This is a genomic window from Mangrovimonas sp. CR14 (assembly GCF_011764015.1).
Lineage (GTDB): Bacteria > Bacteroidota > Bacteroidia > Flavobacteriales > Flavobacteriaceae > Mangrovimonas > Mangrovimonas futianensis.
Window position 1 is genome coordinate 529,552 of record NZ_JAAFZY010000002.1, and the last position, 19,582, is coordinate 549,133.

The 19,582-nt window shown below is 38.4% G+C and carries 17 protein-coding genes; 7 read left to right on the top strand and 10 right to left on the bottom strand.

The genetic code is table 11. The features are described from left to right. Positions 1-6: 6 nt before the first annotated feature. From dnaE to GZ212_RS05545, 3 genes are all read right to left on the bottom strand, one after another. Positions 7-4,386 carry a DNA polymerase III subunit alpha gene (gene dnaE / locus GZ212_RS05535; protein ID WP_166957989.1) on the bottom strand — a complete coding sequence of 1,460 codons (4,380 nt, stop codon included), beginning with the start codon at positions 4,384-4,386 and terminating at the stop codon, positions 7-9. 160 nt (positions 4,387-4,546) lie between these two features. Beyond that, the gene (locus GZ212_RS05540; RefSeq protein WP_166957991.1) at positions 4,547-4,996 is read right to left on the bottom strand and encodes a PA2169 family four-helix-bundle protein; all 450 of its coding nucleotides are present in this window, start codon (positions 4,994-4,996) and stop codon (positions 4,547-4,549) included. Between the two features lie 188 nt (positions 4,997-5,184). Next, positions 5,185-6,213 (bottom strand): DUF6252 family protein, encoded by a 1,029-nt coding sequence (locus GZ212_RS05545; RefSeq protein WP_166957993.1) that lies wholly within the window; start codon positions 6,211-6,213, stop codon positions 5,185-5,187. A 155-nt stretch (positions 6,214-6,368) separates the two neighbouring features. Here GZ212_RS05545 and GZ212_RS05550 point away from each other — a divergent pair, with 155 nt between their 5' ends. From GZ212_RS05550 to GZ212_RS05580, 7 genes are all read left to right on the top strand, one after another. Continuing rightward, on the top strand, positions 6,369-6,878 hold the full coding sequence (locus tag GZ212_RS05550) for a 30S ribosomal protein S16 (protein ID WP_053971126.1): 510 nt from the start codon (positions 6,369-6,371) through the stop codon (positions 6,876-6,878). A 63-nt stretch (positions 6,879-6,941) separates the two neighbouring features. Next, positions 6,942-7,469, top strand: a complete 528-nt coding sequence (gene rimM / locus GZ212_RS05555; protein WP_166957995.1) for a ribosome maturation factor RimM — start codon at positions 6,942-6,944, stop codon at positions 7,467-7,469. Further along, on the top strand, positions 7,466-8,185 hold the full coding sequence (locus GZ212_RS05560; protein ID WP_166957997.1) for a tRNA1(Val) (adenine(37)-N6)-methyltransferase: 720 nt from the start codon (positions 7,466-7,468) through the stop codon (positions 8,183-8,185). The genes rimM and GZ212_RS05560 overlap by 4 nt, the downstream gene beginning before the upstream one ends. Positions 8,186-8,246: 61 nt before the next feature. Next, complete coding sequence (locus tag GZ212_RS05565; RefSeq protein WP_166957999.1) at positions 8,247-10,538, top strand: GH92 family glycosyl hydrolase; 2,292 nt, start codon at positions 8,247-8,249, stop codon at positions 10,536-10,538. A 2-nt stretch (positions 10,539-10,540) separates the two neighbouring features. After that, entirely contained in the window at positions 10,541-12,853 is a 2,313-nt protein-coding gene (locus GZ212_RS05570; protein WP_166958001.1) for a GH92 family glycosyl hydrolase, read from the top strand. A 76-nt stretch (positions 12,854-12,929) separates the two neighbouring features. Further along, on the top strand, positions 12,930-14,108 hold the full coding sequence (locus tag GZ212_RS05575; RefSeq protein ID WP_166958002.1) for an acyl-CoA dehydrogenase family protein: 1,179 nt from the start codon (positions 12,930-12,932) through the stop codon (positions 14,106-14,108). Between the two features lie 50 nt (positions 14,109-14,158). Further along, positions 14,159-14,899, top strand: a complete 741-nt coding sequence (locus GZ212_RS05580) for an SGNH/GDSL hydrolase family protein (RefSeq protein ID WP_166958004.1) — start codon at positions 14,159-14,161, stop codon at positions 14,897-14,899. An 8-nt stretch (positions 14,900-14,907) separates the two neighbouring features. Here GZ212_RS05580 and GZ212_RS05585 read toward each other — a convergent pair whose 3' ends face one another. From GZ212_RS05585 to trmB, 7 genes are all read right to left on the bottom strand, one after another. Further along, positions 14,908-15,243, bottom strand: coding sequence for a 2Fe-2S iron-sulfur cluster-binding protein (locus tag GZ212_RS05585; RefSeq protein ID WP_166958006.1), 336 nt, complete (start codon positions 15,241-15,243; stop codon positions 14,908-14,910). 3 nt (positions 15,244-15,246) lie between these two features. Continuing rightward, positions 15,247-16,314 carry an NAD(P)/FAD-dependent oxidoreductase gene (locus GZ212_RS05590; RefSeq protein WP_166958008.1) on the bottom strand — a complete coding sequence of 356 codons (1,068 nt, stop codon included), beginning with the start codon at positions 16,312-16,314 and terminating at the stop codon, positions 15,247-15,249. Positions 16,315-16,383: 69 nt separating this feature from the next. After that, positions 16,384-16,626 (bottom strand): NifU family protein, encoded by a 243-nt coding sequence (locus GZ212_RS05595; protein WP_166958009.1) that lies wholly within the window; start codon positions 16,624-16,626, stop codon positions 16,384-16,386. Positions 16,627-16,629: 3 nt separating this feature from the next. Then, complete coding sequence (locus tag GZ212_RS05600) at positions 16,630-17,763, bottom strand: Mrp/NBP35 family ATP-binding protein (protein WP_053971116.1); 1,134 nt, start codon at positions 17,761-17,763, stop codon at positions 16,630-16,632. Between the two features lie 173 nt (positions 17,764-17,936). Further along, entirely contained in the window at positions 17,937-18,269 is a 333-nt protein-coding gene (locus GZ212_RS05605; RefSeq protein ID WP_166958011.1) for an MGMT family protein, read from the bottom strand. Then, on the bottom strand, positions 18,269-18,844 hold the full coding sequence (locus tag GZ212_RS05610; protein WP_157492088.1) for a LysE family transporter: 576 nt from the start codon (positions 18,842-18,844) through the stop codon (positions 18,269-18,271). Before GZ212_RS05610 ends, GZ212_RS05605 begins: the two co-directional genes overlap by 1 nt. Positions 18,845-18,900: 56 nt before the next feature. After that, positions 18,901-19,575 (bottom strand): tRNA (guanosine(46)-N7)-methyltransferase TrmB, encoded by a 675-nt coding sequence (gene trmB / locus GZ212_RS05615; protein WP_166958013.1) that lies wholly within the window; start codon positions 19,573-19,575, stop codon positions 18,901-18,903. Positions 19,576-19,582 lie beyond the last annotated feature (7 nt).

A 19,582-nucleotide genomic window follows, 5' to 3' on the forward strand; every position in this document is an offset into this window, starting at 1 on the left:
GACAAATCAATTCAATTTATAAAATAACTCTTGTTCCGTCAACTGATTTAACAATTCTTGGGAAATTTTCACCTTCTGTCTTCTACTTGGCATCGTTAATTTTAATTGGTCCTCATTATCATAAATGATAAAAGTCAACGCCTTGTCACCTTCATGCTCTTTGAACAAATTCTGTAAGGTTTTAATACGATCATCCTTTAAGTCCAAAATATTCAATTGCACAGATAATTTTCTGGCATAGGTATCCATCACATCATGCAATAATTGAAAACTATTGAATTGCAATCGAGGCTCACCTTTAACACCTGTATTCTTATTGACCCAACCTTCTCTTACAAAGGCTTTCACAAACACAAAGGAATTTTTAACCAAAAAGTGCCTAAATTTTAGATATTCTTCACCAAAAATCCGAAACTCAAAACTATCGTCATAATCCTCAATGATAAACAAGGCCCATCCTTTTCCTTGTTTACTGGTACGGTGTTGGATATCGGTAACTACGCCTCCAAAAACCATTTCACGATTGACAAATGGCTCTAAGTTTTTAAAATTGGACACCACAGCATTGCAAAAGGTTTTCATCTCTATTTTGAAATCATCTAATGGATGTCCAGAAATATAAATACCCACTACCTCCTTTTCTTGCGCCAACTTTTCCATAGTACCCCACTCTTCACAAGGCGGCACTTTAGGCTCCTCAATTTGCACTTCACTAGCATCCCCAAACAAACTTACCTGTGCAGAATTCTCGTTCTCTTGATGTTTAGCGCCATACTTCATGGCCTTTTCCAAAAAGGTAATGCCATCACCTTCGTCTTTAAAGTACTGGGCTCTGTGCGTATCGTCAAAACAATCAAACCCCCCAGCATAGGCCAAGTTCTCGAATGCACGCTTATTGGCTGCCCTTAAGTCTATACGTTTTGCCAAATCAAAGATGGATTTATAGGGCCCATTCTCCTTTCTATTCTCCACAATGGTCTTAACAGCACCATGACCTACACCCTTAATAGCTCCCATTCCAAACCTAACGGCGTTATCTTTGTTTACAGAAAACTTATAGAACGATTCATTTACATCAGGCCCCAACACGTTTAATTTCATACGCTTACACTCTTCCATGAAAAAGGTCACCTGCTTGATGTCATTCATGTTGTTTGAAAGTACCGCCGCCATATATTCGGCTGGGTAATGAGCTTTTAAATAGGCTGTTTGATAAGCAATCCAAGCATAACAAGTAGAGTGCGATTTGTTAAATGCATAACTGGCAAAAGCTTCCCAATCCTTCCAAATTTTCTCCAGCACCTCTCTCGGATGTCCGTTAGCCTCTCCGCCATCCAAAAACTGAGGCTTCAGTTTCTCCAATAAAGCAAATATCTTTTTACCCATCGCCTTACGGAGCATATCGGCATCACCCTTGGAGAAGTTGGCCAATTTCTGCGAGAGTAACATTACCTGCTCTTGATATACCGTAATCCCATAGGTTTCCTTTAGATATTCCTCCATGGCAGGTAAATCGTAAACAATTTCCTGGTCTCCATGTTTACGCGCAATAAAGTCTGGAATGTATTCCATTGGCCCCGGACGGTACAGGGCATTCATTGCAATAAGGTCATCAAACACAGTGGGCTTTAAGGACTGCATGTGTTTTTGCATCCCAGGAGATTCGTATTGGAACACCCCAACTGTTTCACCACGTTGGAACAACTCATAGGTCTTTTGATCGTCTAGAGGAAAATTCTCTGGGTCCAATTCAATACCATGTTTGGCTTTGACGATTTTGACCGTGTCCTTTATCAATGTAAGGGTCTTCAAACCCAAGAAGTCCATTTTTAACAACCCAGCACTTTCTACTACCGAGTTGTCAAATTGGGTGACGTATAAATCAGAATCCTTAGCTGTAGAAACCGGAACAAAATTGGTAATATCATCAGGGGTAATAATCACCCCACAGGCATGGATACCAGTATTTCTTACAGACCCTTCCAAAACCCTTGCTTGGTTTACCGTTTCAGCCTCCAAATCACTTCCGTCAGCTATATTCAATAACTGATTGATGTTTTCCACCTCTTCTGAACGAAATTTGCTTTTCAAAGTCTTTTCATCCATACCAAATATCTTGGCCAATTTGGTATTCGGAATCAACTTGGCAATTCTATCGGCATCAAATAATGGCAAATCCAAAACCCTCGCTGTATCTCGAATAGATGATTTGGCAGCCATGGTACCATAAGTAATAATCTGTGCCACCTGGTTCGCCCCATATTTATTGATTACATAATCCATAACACGTCCCCGACCTTCATCATCAAAGTCAATATCAATATCGGGCATACTGACACGGTCTGGATTCAAGAATCTCTCAAAAAGTAAGTCGTACTTGATAGGATCAATATTGGTAATCCCAAGACAATAAGCCACCGCCGAACCTGCAGCAGAACCACGTCCGGGGCCTACCGAAACCCCCATATTTCTGGCCTCACGAATAAAGTCCTCAACAATCAAGAAATAACCTGGGTATCCTGTATTCTCAATAACGGACAATTCAAAGTCAAGTCGTTCTTGGATGGATTCGGTAATCTCTTCATAACGCCTTTTAGCTCCCTCATAAGTAAGATGCCTTAAGAATTTATTCTCACCTCGCTTTCCTCCATCAACCTGATCTTCCTCTACTTGAAACTCCTCAGGAATATTAAACTTCGGAAGCAAGACGTCCCGAGCCAATTCAAAAGGCTCAATTTTATCTACAATTTCTTGAATATTGGTAATGGCCTCAGGCAAATCCTTAAAGAGCTCTTTCATTTCATCAGAAGACTTAAAGTAATACTCCTGATTAGGTAAGCCATAACGGTATCCTCGTCCACGCCCAATAGGTGTGGCCTGCTTCTCCCCATCCTTAACACACAACAAAATATCATGGGCATTGGCATCCTCCTGTTCTGCATAATAGGTATTATTTGAAGCCACCAGTTTCACCTCATGTTTTTGAGCAAACTCAACCAAAACTTTGTTTACCCTATTTTCATCCTCTTGATTGTGACGCATTAACTCAATGTACAAGTCGTCACCAAAGGTTTCCTTCCACCATACCAAAGCCTCTTCAGCTTGCTTTTCACCTACATTAAGTACCTTACTAGGCACCTCTCCATATAAGTTTCCTGTAAGCACAATAACATCTTCCTTGTACTTTTCTATTAAGTTTTTATCGATTCTGGGCACATAATAAAACCCCTCTGTATATGCTATAGAAGAAAGTTTTGCCAAATTGTGATAGCCCCTTTTATTTTTTGCCAAAAGAACAATTTGATATCCATTGTCCTTGACATTTTTATTGGTATGATCTTCACAAACAAAGAATTCACATCCTACAATCCCCTTAATAGGCTTAACATCAGCTTGTTCTCCATTTGCTTCTGCGGCTTCAATTTTATCCTTTATCGATCGATTGTAATTCCCAATTTCCTTCACAAAATGAAAGGCTCCCATCATATTAGCATGATCTGTCAAGGCTACAGCAGGCATATTATGTTTGGCGGCAGAGGCCACCAAATCTGGAATGCTAATCGTCGATTGTAAAATGGAGAATTGTGAGTGGTTATGCAAATGCACAAAATCAACATCGGCCAGCTCCTGAATGTTTTGTTTGATTTCAGCCGACGATATCGAATCTTCCTGCTTTTTTAATCGCTCATAGATTTTGGCACTCTCCTTTTTTAAATTGATGTGCTTTAAACCTATGAGTTGAATTTCCCTAGGGTTAGCTTGTGAAAAATTCTCAAAATAATCAGATTCTACATCCAATTCTTTTTTGTCAAATTCCTCTCTTCTTACCAACTCAAAGAAACATCTTGTTGTAGCCTCAACGTCGGCAGTGGCGTTGTGGGCCTCAGCAAAGGGCTCGTTGAATAAAAACTCATGAAGTTCCGTCAAGGTAGGCAGTTTAAATCTCCCTCCACGTCCTCCAGGGATTTGACACAGCTCTGCCGTTTTCTCTGTACAGGTATCTAAAATAGGTAGTTCCTGTAATTGATTTTCAAAATCCTCACGAAAAAATTCACATCCCATCACCTTGACATCAAACTCCACATTCTGCCCAACCACAAATTTGGCTTTCTGCAGTACGGCATGAAATTTATGTAATACTTCAGTCAAAGGCACACCTTGTTCTTCAGCCAATGCTGTTGAAATTCCGTGGACTTTTTCCGCATCATAAGGAATATTAAACCCCTCTGGCTGTATCAAAAAATCTTCATGCTCTATGACATTCCCCATGGCATCATGAAGTTGCCAAGCTATCTGGATAGCCCTAGGCCAATTATCTGTATCGCTTATTGGCGCTTGAAAACTTCTTGGTAAACCTGTGGTTTCTGTATCAAAAATGAGGTACATAGAACAATCGATTTTTTTAAAGTGACTCTTAAATTTGGAATAAGAAAAGTGATTAAAAATAAAGAGTTTTGTCGGAAAAAATCAAAGAACTTTTCAATAGTTTTAAACAAAAAAGCGCCGCATAAACAGCGACGCTTTTTTGTTATTTTGTTTCAATAAATTAAGAAATACTTTCTTCATGCACCTTTTCGGTATTGATGGCCGATTGAATGGCATTCTTATGTTTATTTAGTAAGGCATCTATACTTGGCGGCAAGTTCTTGTCTTTTAAAATAGCATTATATTCTTCCAGACTGGCTTCTTCTCCTCTGATAGCTTCTTCCAAAACAGCCTCCTCACTATTCTGAGAAAACGTATTTTTCAAATTCATCCAATTTCTATGCAATGCCCCTTGAAACGTACCTGATTTTTCTGGCGTCTCACCGTATTGAAGAATTTCAGTCCTTAATTCCTTAGCAAACATGCTTCTTTCAGATGCTCGACGTTTAAAAAACATTTTTAAACGATCATTTTCCACTTGTTCCATGGCATTTAAATAACCTTTCTCGGCGTCATAATTCTTTTCTAGTAACTCATTCAACTTATTCGACATATCTTTTGCAAATTCCATGATATTTTGATTTTTAAGTTTTTCAATGACCTTTTTTAAAGATGTGCATTGTTCAACATCTCTAAATCAAGATACCATGTAATGGCTGTGAAAGCAACTAGTTTAACAACTTTACCAATTTGTTATGTTTAATTAACAAAAAACGCAGCCCTAAAGCTGCGTTTCTGTTAAAGTATTTTAAGATATTATTAGTTGGCATCCAAATAATCTGGAATACCATCACTGTCTGCATCTTGAGCATCATCTGGGTTTCCATCGCCGTTTGGATCTGGATTTTCATCGATAGTCAATATCGTATCATTGTCATCATCATTATCCAAATAATCCAAAATACCATCCGAATCAGAATCTAAAGGATTGCCTAAAGCATCTTCTATTTCATACATGGTTAAAATGGAATCCCCATCATCATCTGTATCTAAATAATCTGGTGTACCGTCACCATCTGTATCGTCATTTGTCAAATCACCATCACCATTGGTATCCTCATCAACATCTGCAATACCATCTCCATCTTGGTCAGAAGCCTCACAATTCAACCCATCTATAATTCCTTGCAAAACCCCAGTTGCATCACCACAAGCAACTTGCTGATCCATTAAAGCTTCCTTATAATTGTTACATACTACAACATAATTAGCATCTGTTGGACTTGCTGCTTGATAAGTCTGAAGCGCAGTAGCTGCTGCAGAAACTGCCTCATCACAAGACATAATATCATCTCCTCCACCTACATAAGGCATAACTATATCAAAAAACACCCCTTCACTGAAATTAACTGTTTCATCTCCAGTTTCATTGTAAGCATTAAACCAAAATTCCCCAGAAATTTCACGTAAATCTGGATTCCATCTTGTAATGGTCACTTCCCCATCTGGAGGATACATAAAGTTCTCACCATCGTTTAGATAGTTGGTTGAATATAAGTCTCCATTAGATAATTCTAATGCCGCCATACGAGAGTTTGTACCAGACTCACCCCCTAATTGGTAAGTTTGTCCTTGGCTTGGGGCATTCACTCTAATGGTTAAGGTTTCATATCTACTTCTTGCAGTAATCACAACACGACCAGCTTCATCATAATCTCCAGACATGGAAACAGCTTTCCAATAGTCTCCATTAAATCTTCCTTGAACAGCAGGCGAATTGAATTCTACTTCATCTTGACAGCCTACCAAAGAAAGGACTGCCAACAGTAATACATAAATTTTTTTCATAGTCGATTTTAATAGTAAGGGTACAAATATGCCCAAAAATAGAATAAAATAATTAATTCATATCGCAGAGAAATAAAAAGTTGAAAATTAAAAAATTGTGGTATATTTGCACCCTCATTAATAACCGAGGTCGCGAACCTCAAAATTTAATTATTATGCCTGTAAAAATTAGATTACAAAGACATGGTAAAAAGGGGAAACCTTTTTACTGGATCGTAGCCGCTGATTCGCGTGCTAAAAGAGATGGTAAATACCTTGAAAAAATTGGTGCTTACAATCCAAACACTAACCCTGCAACAATTGACCTTGACGTTGATGGTGCTGTAAAATGGTTACAAAATGGAGCGCAACCTACAGATACAGCGAGAGCTATTTTATCTTACAAAGGTGCTTTATTGAAAAACCACTTAGCTGGAGGTGTTAAAAAAGGAGCTTTAACTGAAGAACAAGCTGAACAAAAGTTCACTGCTTGGTTAGATGAAAAAGCAAACAAAGTACAAGCAAAAGCTGATGGTTTAGCCCAAGCTGATGCTGATGCCAAGGCTGCTGCCTTAGAAGCTGAAAAAGCAGTAAATGCTGCTAGAATCGCTGCTAATACTCCTGAAGAAGAAGTAGCAGAAGAAGCTCCTGAAGTAGAAGCTGAAGCTTCTAACGAAGAGGAATAAAAAATTTATTTTTTATACTTTTAACCCCGACAAGTTTTGTCGGGGTTTTTTATTGCCAAGACTATGAAAAAGGAAGAATGTTTCTACTTAGGTAAAATTGTAAAAAAATACAGTTTCAAGGGTGAATTACTCGCCAAATTAGATACCGATGAACCAGAACTCTATGAAAATTTAGATTCTGTTTTTATCGAATTAAGAGGCCAGCTGATTCCCTTTTTTATTGAGTCCTCCCAATTCCACAAATCGGAATTATTGAGAATCAAATTTGAGGATGTTGAAAACGAAGCCGATGCCGACGCCCTTTTAAAACATGATATTTACCTGCCATTAGCTTTTCTGCCAAAACTGGAAGATGATAAATTCTATTACCATGAAATTATAGGTTTTGATATCGAGGATATTAACTTCGGAAAAGTTGGCGTTATTAAAGGCGTGAATGATTCGACGGCTCAAGCTCTTTTTGAAATAGACCGAGACGGAACCGAGATTTTAATTCCGATGAATGATGAATTTATCACAAAAATTGATAAAGAAAATAGAACTATTTTTGTTGAAACTCCCGAAGGTTTAATTGACCTTTACCTATCATGAAACCCTTCCAATTCAAACAGTTTTCCATAAATCAGGACCAATGTGCCATGAAAATTGGCACCGATGGCGTTCTACTTGGAGCCTGGTCTAAAATTGATAATCATCCACGAAATATCCTAGACATTGGAGCGGGAACGGGAGTTATTTCCCTTATGCTTGCCCAAAGAAGCGACGCTCCCGCAATTGATGCCCTAGAAATTGATCCCGATGCATACGAGCAATCTGTAGAGAATTTTGAAAACTCTCCTTGGGACGACCGCTTATTTTGTTATCATGCCGAATTCACAGAATTTGTTGCCGAGATGTTTGAGGAAGAAGAAACCTATGACATCATTGTGTCCAACCCCCCTTTTTATACCGAACAAGTTTCTTCTGGAAATTCAAAAAGAGATCAAGCAAGAATGTCCTCATCCTTACCTTTTGAAGATTTAATAGAAGGAACCTCCCTTATTCTTTCAGAGAACGGAATTTTCAATGTGGTTATCCCAAACAAGGAAGAGACAACTTTTATCCAATTGGCCAGTCAATTTGAATTGTTCCCTTTTGAAATCATGCGAGTCAAAGGAACAGGCACATCAGAAATCAAACGAAGCCTACTAGCATTTAGCTTTGAACAAAAGGATCCTGAATTTTCGGAATTAATCATAGAAACCGAAAGACATCAATATACAGATGCTTATAAGGAATTAGTAAAAGACTTTTATTTAAAAATGTAGCAAGGGCTTAAAACATATATAATAGGTATATTTAAGGCTTTAAAGATTTCTTCTTCCTATTATGAAACACGCCCTTTTTGCTCTCCTTATCCTTTTCTGCTGGATATCCCATTCACAGGAGGCACTTGTTAACCAAATCAATAGTCCTGTAGATTATGTGAACCCTTTAATGGGAACAGATTCCAAACCGAGCCTCTCCAATGGTAATACTTATCCAGTTATCGCCTTACCCTGGGGAATGAATTTTTGGACACCTCAAACCGGACCAATGGGCCACGGTTGGGCCTACACTTATGATGCGGACAAAATAAGGGGCTTTAAGCAAACACACCAACCCTCCCCTTGGATGAATGATTATGGGCAATTTTCTATCATGCCTATTACCGGAAGTTTGCGATTCACGGAAAACGAACGAGCTAGCTGGTTCTCACATAAAGCAGAAAAAGCAACCCCATATTACTATCAGGTTTATTTGGCAGATCATGATGTGACGACGGAATTTACTCCTACAGAGAGAGCTGTCATGTTTCGTTTTACATTTCCAAAAACAGATAGCTCATTTGTTGTTATTGATGCCTTTGACAAAGGCTCTTACATAAAAATAGATCCAGATCACAAAAGAATCACTGGATATACCACCAAGAATAGCGGTGGTGTCCCCGAGAATTTTAAAAATTATTTTGTGATTGAATTTGACAAACCTTTCACCTTCAACCAGACCTTCTCTGGTGAAACACTTATGAATTCTTTGGAAAATACAGATGACCATGTTGGCGCTGTTATTGGGTTTAAAACCGAGAAAGGAGAACAGGTTCACGCCAAGATAGCTTCCTCGTTTATCAGTAAGGAACAGGCCTTCCAAAATCTGAAGGAGATTGGACCAAACAATTTTGATACTTTAAAGGAAAAGGGCAAAACCAGTTGGAATAAAGAGTTGAACCGAATTAAAGTTACGGGAGGTACTGTCGAACAAACTAGAACATTTTACTCTTGTCTCTATCGCACCTTACTATTCCCGAGAAAGTTCTACGAAATGGATGCGACAGGAAACATAGTTCATTACAGTCCTTACAATGGTGAAATTCTTCCAGGGTATATGTTCACGGACACCGGCTTTTGGGACACGTTCCGGTCTCTATTTCCATTCCTTAATTTTATGTACCCACAACTCAATGTACACATGCAAGAGGGATTGGCCAACGCCTATAAAGAAAGTGGATGGTTACCAGAATGGGCTAGTCCGGGTCTAAGAAATATTATGGTTGGAAACAATTCAGCTTCGGTAGTAGCTGATGCCTATCTTAAAAACAAAGAGCAATTTCCCTATGACATTGAAACCTTATATGAAGCAGTAATTCATGGTGCCAATAATGAGGGACCTATGGAAGCCGTTGGAAGAGCGGGAGCTGAAGCATACAAATCGCTTGGATATGTTCCATATGATATCGGCATAAATGAAAATGCAGCAAGGACCTTAGAATATGCTTATGACGATTTTGCCATATACCAACTTGCCAAGGCACTCAATAAGCCCAAGGAAGAAATTGAAGTTTACAAAAAGAGAAGTCTTAACTACAAAAATCTGTATGATCCTAAAACGGGTTTGATGAGAGGGAAAAATAAAAATGGCCAATTTATGGCTCCCTTTAATCCTTTTAAATGGGGAGATGCTTTTACTGAAGGTAACAGCTGGCACTACACCTGGTCTGTTTTTCATGATATTGAAGGTTTAATTGGGCTCATGGGAGGCAAAGAGAAATTTGTCCAAAAACTGGATAGTGTCTTTACCATGAAACCTATTTTTGATGATTCCTATTACGGTGGAACCATCCATGAAATAAGGGAAATGCAAATTGCTAATATGGGGCAATATGCCCATGGAAACCAACCCATACAGCATATGATTTACCTCTATAATTATGCTGGAACACCTTGGAAAGCTCAATATTGGATAAGAGAAACCATGAACAGGCTCTATCTTCCTACCCCAGATGGTTATTGTGGTGATGAAGACAATGGACAAACATCAGCATGGTATGTGTTTTCTTCCCTTGGATTTTACCCAGTTTGTCCAGCTACAGACCAATATATTTTAGGCGCTCCTCTATTTAAAAAAGCTGAGATTAGTCTCGAAAATGGAAACACTATAACTATAGAAGCCAAAGAAAACAACTCTGCAAACCGATACATTCAAAGCATGACATTTAATGGTAAGCCATACACTAAAAATTGGTTATCACATTCAGAACTGATGAAAGCCGCCACTATTGAAATTAAAATGGGACCTCAACCTAATAAAGAAAGAGGCACAACACCAAATGACGTTCCATATTCATTATCAAATCAAAAATAATTATGAATAAACTCTCATTATATAGTATTTGTATAACTACACTACTATTTCTCCCGTTTAACATATTTTCTCAGCAAAACAAACTCATACAATTTGCAAACCCAATGATTGGAACAGCCAAAATGGGGCATACCTATCCTGGCGCGTCATCCCCTTTTGGTAGCGTTCAATTAAGTCCAGACACCGACACCATCCCCTTTGCTGTCAATGGCAGATACAATCCTGACGTTTATAAATATTGCGCGGGTTATCAATATGAGGATACAACAATCGTTGGTTTTAGCCATACGCATTTTAGTGGCACCGGCCATTCTGATTTAGGTGATCTTCTCATTATGCCTACTACTGGAAAACTTCAACTAAATTCAGGAACAGAGGAGCACCCTGAGAATGGTTATCGGTCTGTTTTCTCCCATGACACCGAAATTGCACAACCTGGTTACTACAGTGTCCTACTGGAAGATCACAACATAAAAGCAGAACTAACAGCAACCACCAGAACGGGCATGCATCAATATACTTTCCCAAAGTCGGAAGATGCACACATTATCCTAGACTTAACTTCGGGCATCTATAATTATGAAGATAAAAATGTTTGGACGTTCCTTCGAGTTGAAAACGACACCCTTATAACAGGATATCGACAAACCAATGGATGGGCGAGAACCCGAACGGTATATTTTGCCATGGCTTTTAGCAAACCTTATAAAAATTATGGCTATCAGAAACTGGAGAAAAGCACCTATCAAGGCTTTTGGAGAAAGTTTGACCAGATGCATCAGTTTCCAGAAATAGCAGGCAAACAAATAAAAGCCTATTTCGATTTTGACACTAAAGATCAAGAATCCATTCAAATCAAAGTAGCCCTTTCACCCGTAAGTACAGAAGGTGCTATAAAAAACATGCAAACTGAAATTCCAAATTGGGATTTTGAAGGCACCAAAAAGAAGGTTCAGGGTAATTGGGAAAAGGAACTTCAAAAAATAGAAATCACTTCATTAAATGATAGTGACAAAACCAATTTTTATACGGCTATGTATCATGCCTTTTTAGGGCCAACCGTTTACATGGATGTAGATGGAAACTATAAGGGACTGGACATGAACACCCATAAAGCTAGCGGCTTCACAAATTATACGAGCTTTTCACTTTGGGACACCTATCGAGCACTCCATCCTTTTTTCAATTTGATCCAACCCAAAAGAAATGGAGATATGATACAATCCATGATGGCACATCAAGAACAAAGTGTGCATCACATGCTTCCTATTTGGTCGCACTATGCCAATGAGAACTGGTGTATGATTGGATATCACAGCGCTTCGGTGATTGCCGATGCCATTGTCAAAGGAAACTCTAACTTTGACACCAATCAAGCGCTGCAAGCATGTGTTGCTACAGCCAATGTCCCCTATTTTGACGGTTTGGATTATTACATCAAAAAAGGATTTGTTCCAGAAGACAAAAATGGAGCATCTGTATCCAAGACTCTAGAATATGCCTATGATGATTGGGCGATTGCTCAAGCCGCCAAAACTTTAGGAGAACAAACTATATATTCAGAATTTATAAATCGTTCCAAAAACTATCAAAACGTATTTGATGCCAAAACTGGGTTTATGCGACCTAAATTGTCCAACGGCACCTTTAAAAAGGAGTTTGACCCATTGGATACCCATGGCCAAGGTTTTATTGAAGGAAACTCTTGGAATTATAGTCTGTATGTACCTCATGATCCCGAAAACATGGTAACCATGATGGGTGGAAAAGAACAATTCTCCCGACATCTAGATTCATTGTTCTCAATGGAATTACCAGATAAGTACTTTGAGAAAACCGAGGACATTTCAAGAGATGGCATTATTGGGAATTATGTTCATGGCAACGAACCATCACATCATGTGGTCTATTTGTACAACTGGACAAAAGATCCTTGGAAGTCCCATGATAAAATCAAAATGATCTTAAGAACCATGTATAAACCAACTGTAGATGGTCTAGGCGGTAATGATGATTTTGGTCAAATGAGCGCCTGGTATATTTTTAGCAGTCTTGGTTTCTACCCTGTTGCTCCTGGCAGTGAGGACTACGCTTTAGGTAGCCCACTGGTAAAGGATGCGGTACTTCACTTGGAAAATGGCAAGACCTTTCGCGTGGAATCGAAAAAACTTTCAGAGAAAAACAAATATGTTCAAAGCGTTCTTTGGAATGGAAAAGAACTGTCTCTACCTATTATAAAACACAGCCAAATAATGCAAGGAGGTGTTTTAACCTTTGAAATGGGCAGCAAACCAAATAAAAAATTATACCAGTAATTTATGTCAAAACCAGGCAATTTATTATGCCTTTGAAAACGATTTCGTTAATTTTGTGACAAACTAAAAACAACTCATGAAACCAGACTTATTTGAAGCTCCAGATTACTATCAATTAGACGAGTTACTTTCAGAAGAACATAAATTAGTACGTGATGCTGCCCGCGAATGGGTAAAGCGTAATGTATCTCCCATTATAGAAGAATACGCTCAAAATGCAGAATTTCCAAATCAAATCATTAATGGTTTGGCTGAAATAGGAGCCTTTGGGCCTTACATTCCTGAGGAATACGGCGGTGCAGGTCTAGATCAAATTTCCTACGGATTGATTATGCAAGAAATAGAAAGGGGCGACTCTGGAGTAAGAAGTACAGCTTCTGTACAATCAAGTTTGGTGATGTACCCTATTTGGAAATACGGTTCAGAGGAACAGTGCCAAAAATACCTTCCAAAGCTAGCCTCTGGAGAAATGATGGGCTGTTTTGGATTGACTGAGCCAGATCATGGAAGTAATCCAGGAGGCATGGTGACTAATTTCAAAGATATGGGCGATCATTACTTATTGAATGGAGCCAAAATGTGGATTAGTAACGCCCCCTTTGCGGATATCGCAGTTGTTTGGGCAAAGGATGAAGAAGGCCGTATCCACGGATTGATTGTAGAACGTGGCATGGAAGGTTTTTCTACCCCTGAAACCCATAACAAATGGTCTTTACGAGCTTCGGCTACCGGAGAGTTGATATTTGACAATGTTAAGGTTCCTAAAGAAAATTTATTACCTAAAAAATCTGGGTTAGGAGCGCCACTTGGATGTTTAGATTCTGCCAGATATGGAATTGCATGGGGAGCTATAGGAGCTGCCATGGACTGTTATGATACCGCTTTGAGATATAGCAAAGAAAGAACTCAATTCGGAAAACCAATTGGGCAATTTCAGCTGCAACAAAAGAAATTGGCCGAAATGATTACCGAAATTACCAAGGCTCAATTATTAACTTGGAGACTTGGCGTTTTAAGAAATGAAGGGAAAGCCACTACAGCACAAATATCCATGGCAAAAAGAAATAATGTAGATATGGCCATTAATATTGCTAGAGAAGCACGCCAAATGTTAGGCGGTATGGGAATCACAGGAGAATATTCCATCATGCGTCATTCCATGAATTTGGAAAGTGTGATTACTTATGAAGGCACCCATGATATTCACCTGCTTATTACTGGCTTGGATATCACAGGGCTTAATGCCTTCAAATAATAAAACTGAATGAGCTTTCTTTTCGTAAATTGTAGAAATATATGTTCGCAATGAAAGCTCATTTTTTAATTTTTATCGTTTTACTATTCGGATGCTCTTCCGGTAATAATTCTTCCAATAATTCGAATAGTCCTGTTGATTATTCTGAAGAAACCACTTCTGAAAATAATTCGAATACCACCCCAGAATATAAACTCTTGTTTCTTGGAGATAGTTACACGGTGGGACAAAGTGTATGTGGAACCTGTAACTTTCCGGCCCAACTTATTAGTCGTTTAGAAAATTCTGAAATTAGTGGTGATTATAACAAAGAAGTGATTGCCCAAACGGGCTGGACCACCACCAATTTACTAGGTGCTATTAGCGCTCAAAACCCTTCTAATGATTATGATTTAGTCACTCTTTTAATAGGGGTTAATAATCAATACCAACATAAGCCGTTTAGCATTTATGAAGAAGAATTCCCAGAGCTATTAGATTTAGCTAAAAGTTTTGCAGGTGGAGACCCCAATAGGGTCATTGTTATTTCTATCCCTGACTATGCATACACTCCATATGGTGAGAACAATCCAGACTTTGAATTGATTTCACAACAGATTGATCAGTACAATGACTTTGCCCAATCGATTGCAGAAACCAACAATGTCACCTTCCTATATATTACCGACATAACAAGGCTAGGACTTGAAAATCCCAGTTTGGTAGCTTCTGATGGATTGCATCCGTCAGTAGAAGCATACTCCCAGTTTGTGGATAGATTGATGCCTTTGGCTATAGAAAAAATTCCATAGGAGAGGAATTAGCTTTCCGGAGCCAGTTCTACTTTTAAACCATCCAATTCAGGCGTAATATGAATTTGACAACCCAAGCGACTGTTATCTTTGACATAAAAAGCTTCACTTAACATGGCTTCTTCGTCATCCTGTATCTCCGGAAGTTCGGTATCACTTAAAACATAACATTGGCAAGAGGCACACATGGCCATACCACCACAAACGCCAATAGTTCCTTCTGGAGCCAATTCATAACTGCGAACCACCTCCATTAAATTCATGGCCATATCTGTAGGAGCATCCACTTCATGGGTTACTCCATCTCTATCTATAATCGTGATTTTTATATCTTGTTCTTCCATGAATTAATTAATTGCTTTAACTACAGCTTTCGGGGCTTCTTTTCTCGTTCCATCAAACCCATCAACACCGCTAACCGTAGTATATTTTAAAACATATCGCTTTCCAGGGTTAATGATTTGGTATGCTGCTTGACACATCAATGTGGCTTCATGAAAACCACATAAAATGAGCTTTAATTTCCCTGGATAGGTATTCACATCTCCAATGGCAAAAATACCAGGAATATTGGTTTGATAATCTAAAGCATTATTAACCACTATGGCATTCTTCTCAATCTCCAACCCCCAATTTGCAATGGGCCCTAATTTTGGAGACAACCCAAACAATGGGATAAAATGGTCACACTCAATTTCAAATTCCTTTTCAATATGATCAGCTTGAGACACTACCACCCCTTTCAAATGATCCATAGGATCACCTAAAATCCCAGTCACTTCACCAGGCGTAATCAAATTGATTTTACCTTGATTTTTTAAATCTTGAACTTTCTCAACAGAATCCAAAGCTCCTCTGAACTCATTTCTTCTATGGATCAATGTGACTTCCTTGGCTACATCACTTAGGAAAATACTCCAGTCCAAAGCTGAATCTCCTCCACCAGCTATAACAACGCGCTTGTCTCTATAAACTTCTGGATCTTTAATCATATACTCCACACCTTTATCTTCAAAGTCTGAAATGTTATGAATTAAAGGTTTCCTGGGTTCAAAACTCCCCAAACCTCCAGCAATAGCAACTACAGGAGCCTGATGTTTAGTTCCTTTATTGGTTGTCACTATAAAGCTGCCATCTTCTAGTTTTTCAATGGTTTCGGCTCTTTCCCCCAATGTGAAACCAGGTTCAAATTGCTTCCCTTGCTCCAAAAGTTTTTCAGTAAGATCACCTGCTAAAATTTCTGGATAGGCAGGAATATCATAAATAGGTTTTTTAGGATATATTTCCGAGCATTGCCCCCCTGCTTGTGGTAAGGCATCTATTAGGTGACATTTTAATTTCAACAAACCTGCTTCAAAAACTGTAAATAGCCCTGTTGGTCCAGCGCCAATTATTAAAATATCTGTTTTAATCATGAATTTGTTTTTTGTTGTAAAGGAACGTTAGAAGAGACTTGTTCCAATACCATTAGAAATTCCGTTTGGTTAAATCTCTATGTTTATGACTTTTTCAATTTGAGGAACATATTTTTTAATAGTCATTTCCACCCCTGATTTTAAGGTCATTTGGTTGACACTACAATTAATACATGCACCTTCCAATTGCACTTTAACTAGCTTATCATCTTCAATAGAAATTAAGGAAATATTCCCTCCATCACTCTGAAGAAATGGACGAATCTCGTCCAAAGCCTTTTCAACATTCAATTTTATTTCTTCTGTTGTCATCACTTATTTCTTAACGGCTGAGCAACCAGCCATAGTTGTAATTTTAATTGCTTCGGTTGGCGGCAATTGGTCGTTTCTTTTAACAACTTCTTGCACCACATTTTGGGTGATTTTTTCAAAGGATTGCTCTAATGGCGTAGCCGTTTGGAGTGCTGCAGGTCTTCCCACATCACCAGCTTCCCTAATGCTTTGCACCAAAGGAATTTCTCCTAAAAATGGCACTTCTAGATTCTCTGAAAGATTCCTAGCTCCTTCCTTTCCAAAAATATAGTATTTGTTATCTGGAAGCTCTTCAGGAGTGAAATAGGCCATATTCTCAATGATACCCAATACTGGTACATTGATACTTTCCTGTTGGAACATCGCAACTCCTTTTCTGGCATCTGCCAAGGCCACTTGTTGTGGTGTACTTACTACTACCGCTCCAGTAATAGGCAAAGATTGCATAATACTTAAATGAATATCTCCAGTTCCCGGAGGTAAATCGATCAATAAGAAATCTAGGGTTCCCCAAGCCGCATCAAAAATCATCTGATTTAATGCTTTGGCAGCCATAGGCCCTCGCCAAATTACAGCCTGATCAGGCTTTGTAAAAAAGCCTATAGATAAAATTTTAACCCCATAACTTTCTATCGGTTTCATTTTGGACTTTCCATCGACTTGAACAGATAATGGTTTTTCAAATTCCACATCATACATAATGGGAATGGATGGACCGTAAATATCTGCATCTAGAATTCCAACTTGGAATCCCATTTTAGCCAGGGTTGCAGCTAAATTGGCTGTCACTGTAGACTTTCCTACCCCTCCCTTTCCAGAAGCCACAGCAATGATGTTCTGAATCCCGGGAATCGCCTTTCCTTTAATTTCGTTCTTAGGTTTTTCTGGGGCATCTACTTTGACATTCACCTTTATTTTTGCCTTTTCATATACTTTCTCATGAATAACCTTCATGATTTCAACCTCGGTCTTTTTCTTGGCTTGAAGACTCGGATTTTTAATAGTTACATCTACTATGACTTCATCTCCAAAGGTCACTACATTACCAACGGCACCACTTTCTATCAAATTCTGACCCTCTCCTGGGGCTGATATAGTTTCTAAAGCTGCAAGAATATCTTGTTTATTCAATTTCATTTTTTAATCAATACGTAAAGTTACTAGCTGAGCTAAACAACTCATGTAACGTAAGTTACAAACTTATTATTCAGAATAATTCTAAACTCCAAATATACTGCGAAATGTTTAGAAAGGGAAGCGGTTTTATTGAAATGATTTATGGTTTGATTAATCAAAATGATTGGTAGGTTCTATTTCAATTCCTTGGATGGATCCCAAAACAGCGAATCAAAATCTTGAACCTGATTATCAACTACTTGAACACCCTCAGCTTCCAGAAGTTGCTGCATGAGATTGGTTCCTTCAAAATGATGCTTTCCAGTCAACAAGCCTACTCTATTGACAACTCGGTGCGCAGGCACATTCTTTTCACCCGACACATTCATGGCATAACCAACCATCCTGGAACTTCTAGGAGCACCCAAATAGGAAGCAATGGCGCCATAACTGGTAACCCTTCCGAAAGGAATTAACCTAGCAACTTCATACACCTTTTCAAAAAAACTTAGTGTTTCTGGTTTCATTAAAATTCTTGAATGATTCTGATTAAAGTAATCAAAGAAATGATGGCCGTAATAGTTCCGATTATACGGTTCATATTTCGTTGGTTATTGAATTTTTTACTCTTAATTTTTTCGAAGAAAAACAAATAGATATACAACCCTACAAAGGCTCCTGAAGTCGATCCTGCGACATAAGACAAAATACTTATCTTATCAAAATGCAACCAACCAAAATCAGAATAGGAAATGGTAACATAAGCCTGAAACGGAATGGGAAACACATTGATAACCGACAAAAACATTCCCTGAAAAAACCGACTGGTTTTACTTCTACTGTCAAGATCTGCCTTGGGTCTTTCATGTTTATTCGCAATAAAAAAGAAGTAAATACTCACCAAAATAAATATCACCAAAGCGACTCTTTGAAGAATATCGACTACATCTGGATGGTTGCTTAAATACCGAGCAAATATGGTTGCCAGAAGCACTTGAAATACTATGACCAAGCATGCCCCCAATGCAAACATGACACTTCGAACATGACCTTCTCGCATGCTGATTTTGGCCGCAGTCATATTAAGTAATCCTGGTGGCATTGTGGTTAAAAAAGTTACCACAAAACCCAGGAAAAAGACAAAAGTTAAATTCAATTCTATCTCAATTTAAACCTAATATACGTAATTGGTTTGTTTTGTTCCAAATACTGACTTTCGTAGAAGGTTTGGATTCCAGTCACTTCCTCAGGGCTTCCCTGCTGTCTATACACATCATGATTGGCATAAATAATTTCATGGCCTTCGCCATGAAGCAACCCAAGCGTATATCCGTGCATAAACTCAGAATCTGTTTTTAAGTTAAGAACACCATCGGGCTTTAAAACCTTCCTGTATTTTTCTAAAAAATGAGTATTGGTCATTCTATGCTTCGTGCGCTTGTATTTGATTTGAGGATCTGGGAAAGTAATCCAGATTTCGTCAACTTCATTCTCTGCAAAAGCATATTCAATCAATTCTATTTGAATCCTCAAAAAGCCGACATTCGATATCCCTTCTTCAATAGCCGTCTTAGCTCCTCGCCAAAATCTAGCCCCCTTAATATCGATCCCTATAAAATTTCTATCTGGAAATTTCTTTGCTAAACCTACAGAGTATTCACCTTTACCACAACCCAATTCCAAAACTAAAGGCTGGTCGTTTTTGAAAAACGTTTTATTCCATTGCCCTTTTAATTGAAAATCACCATTCACCAATTCCTCCCTACTAGGTTGGATAACGTTATCAAAAGATTCATTCTCTTTAAATCTTTTTAGTTTATTTTTACTTCCCACGGATAAA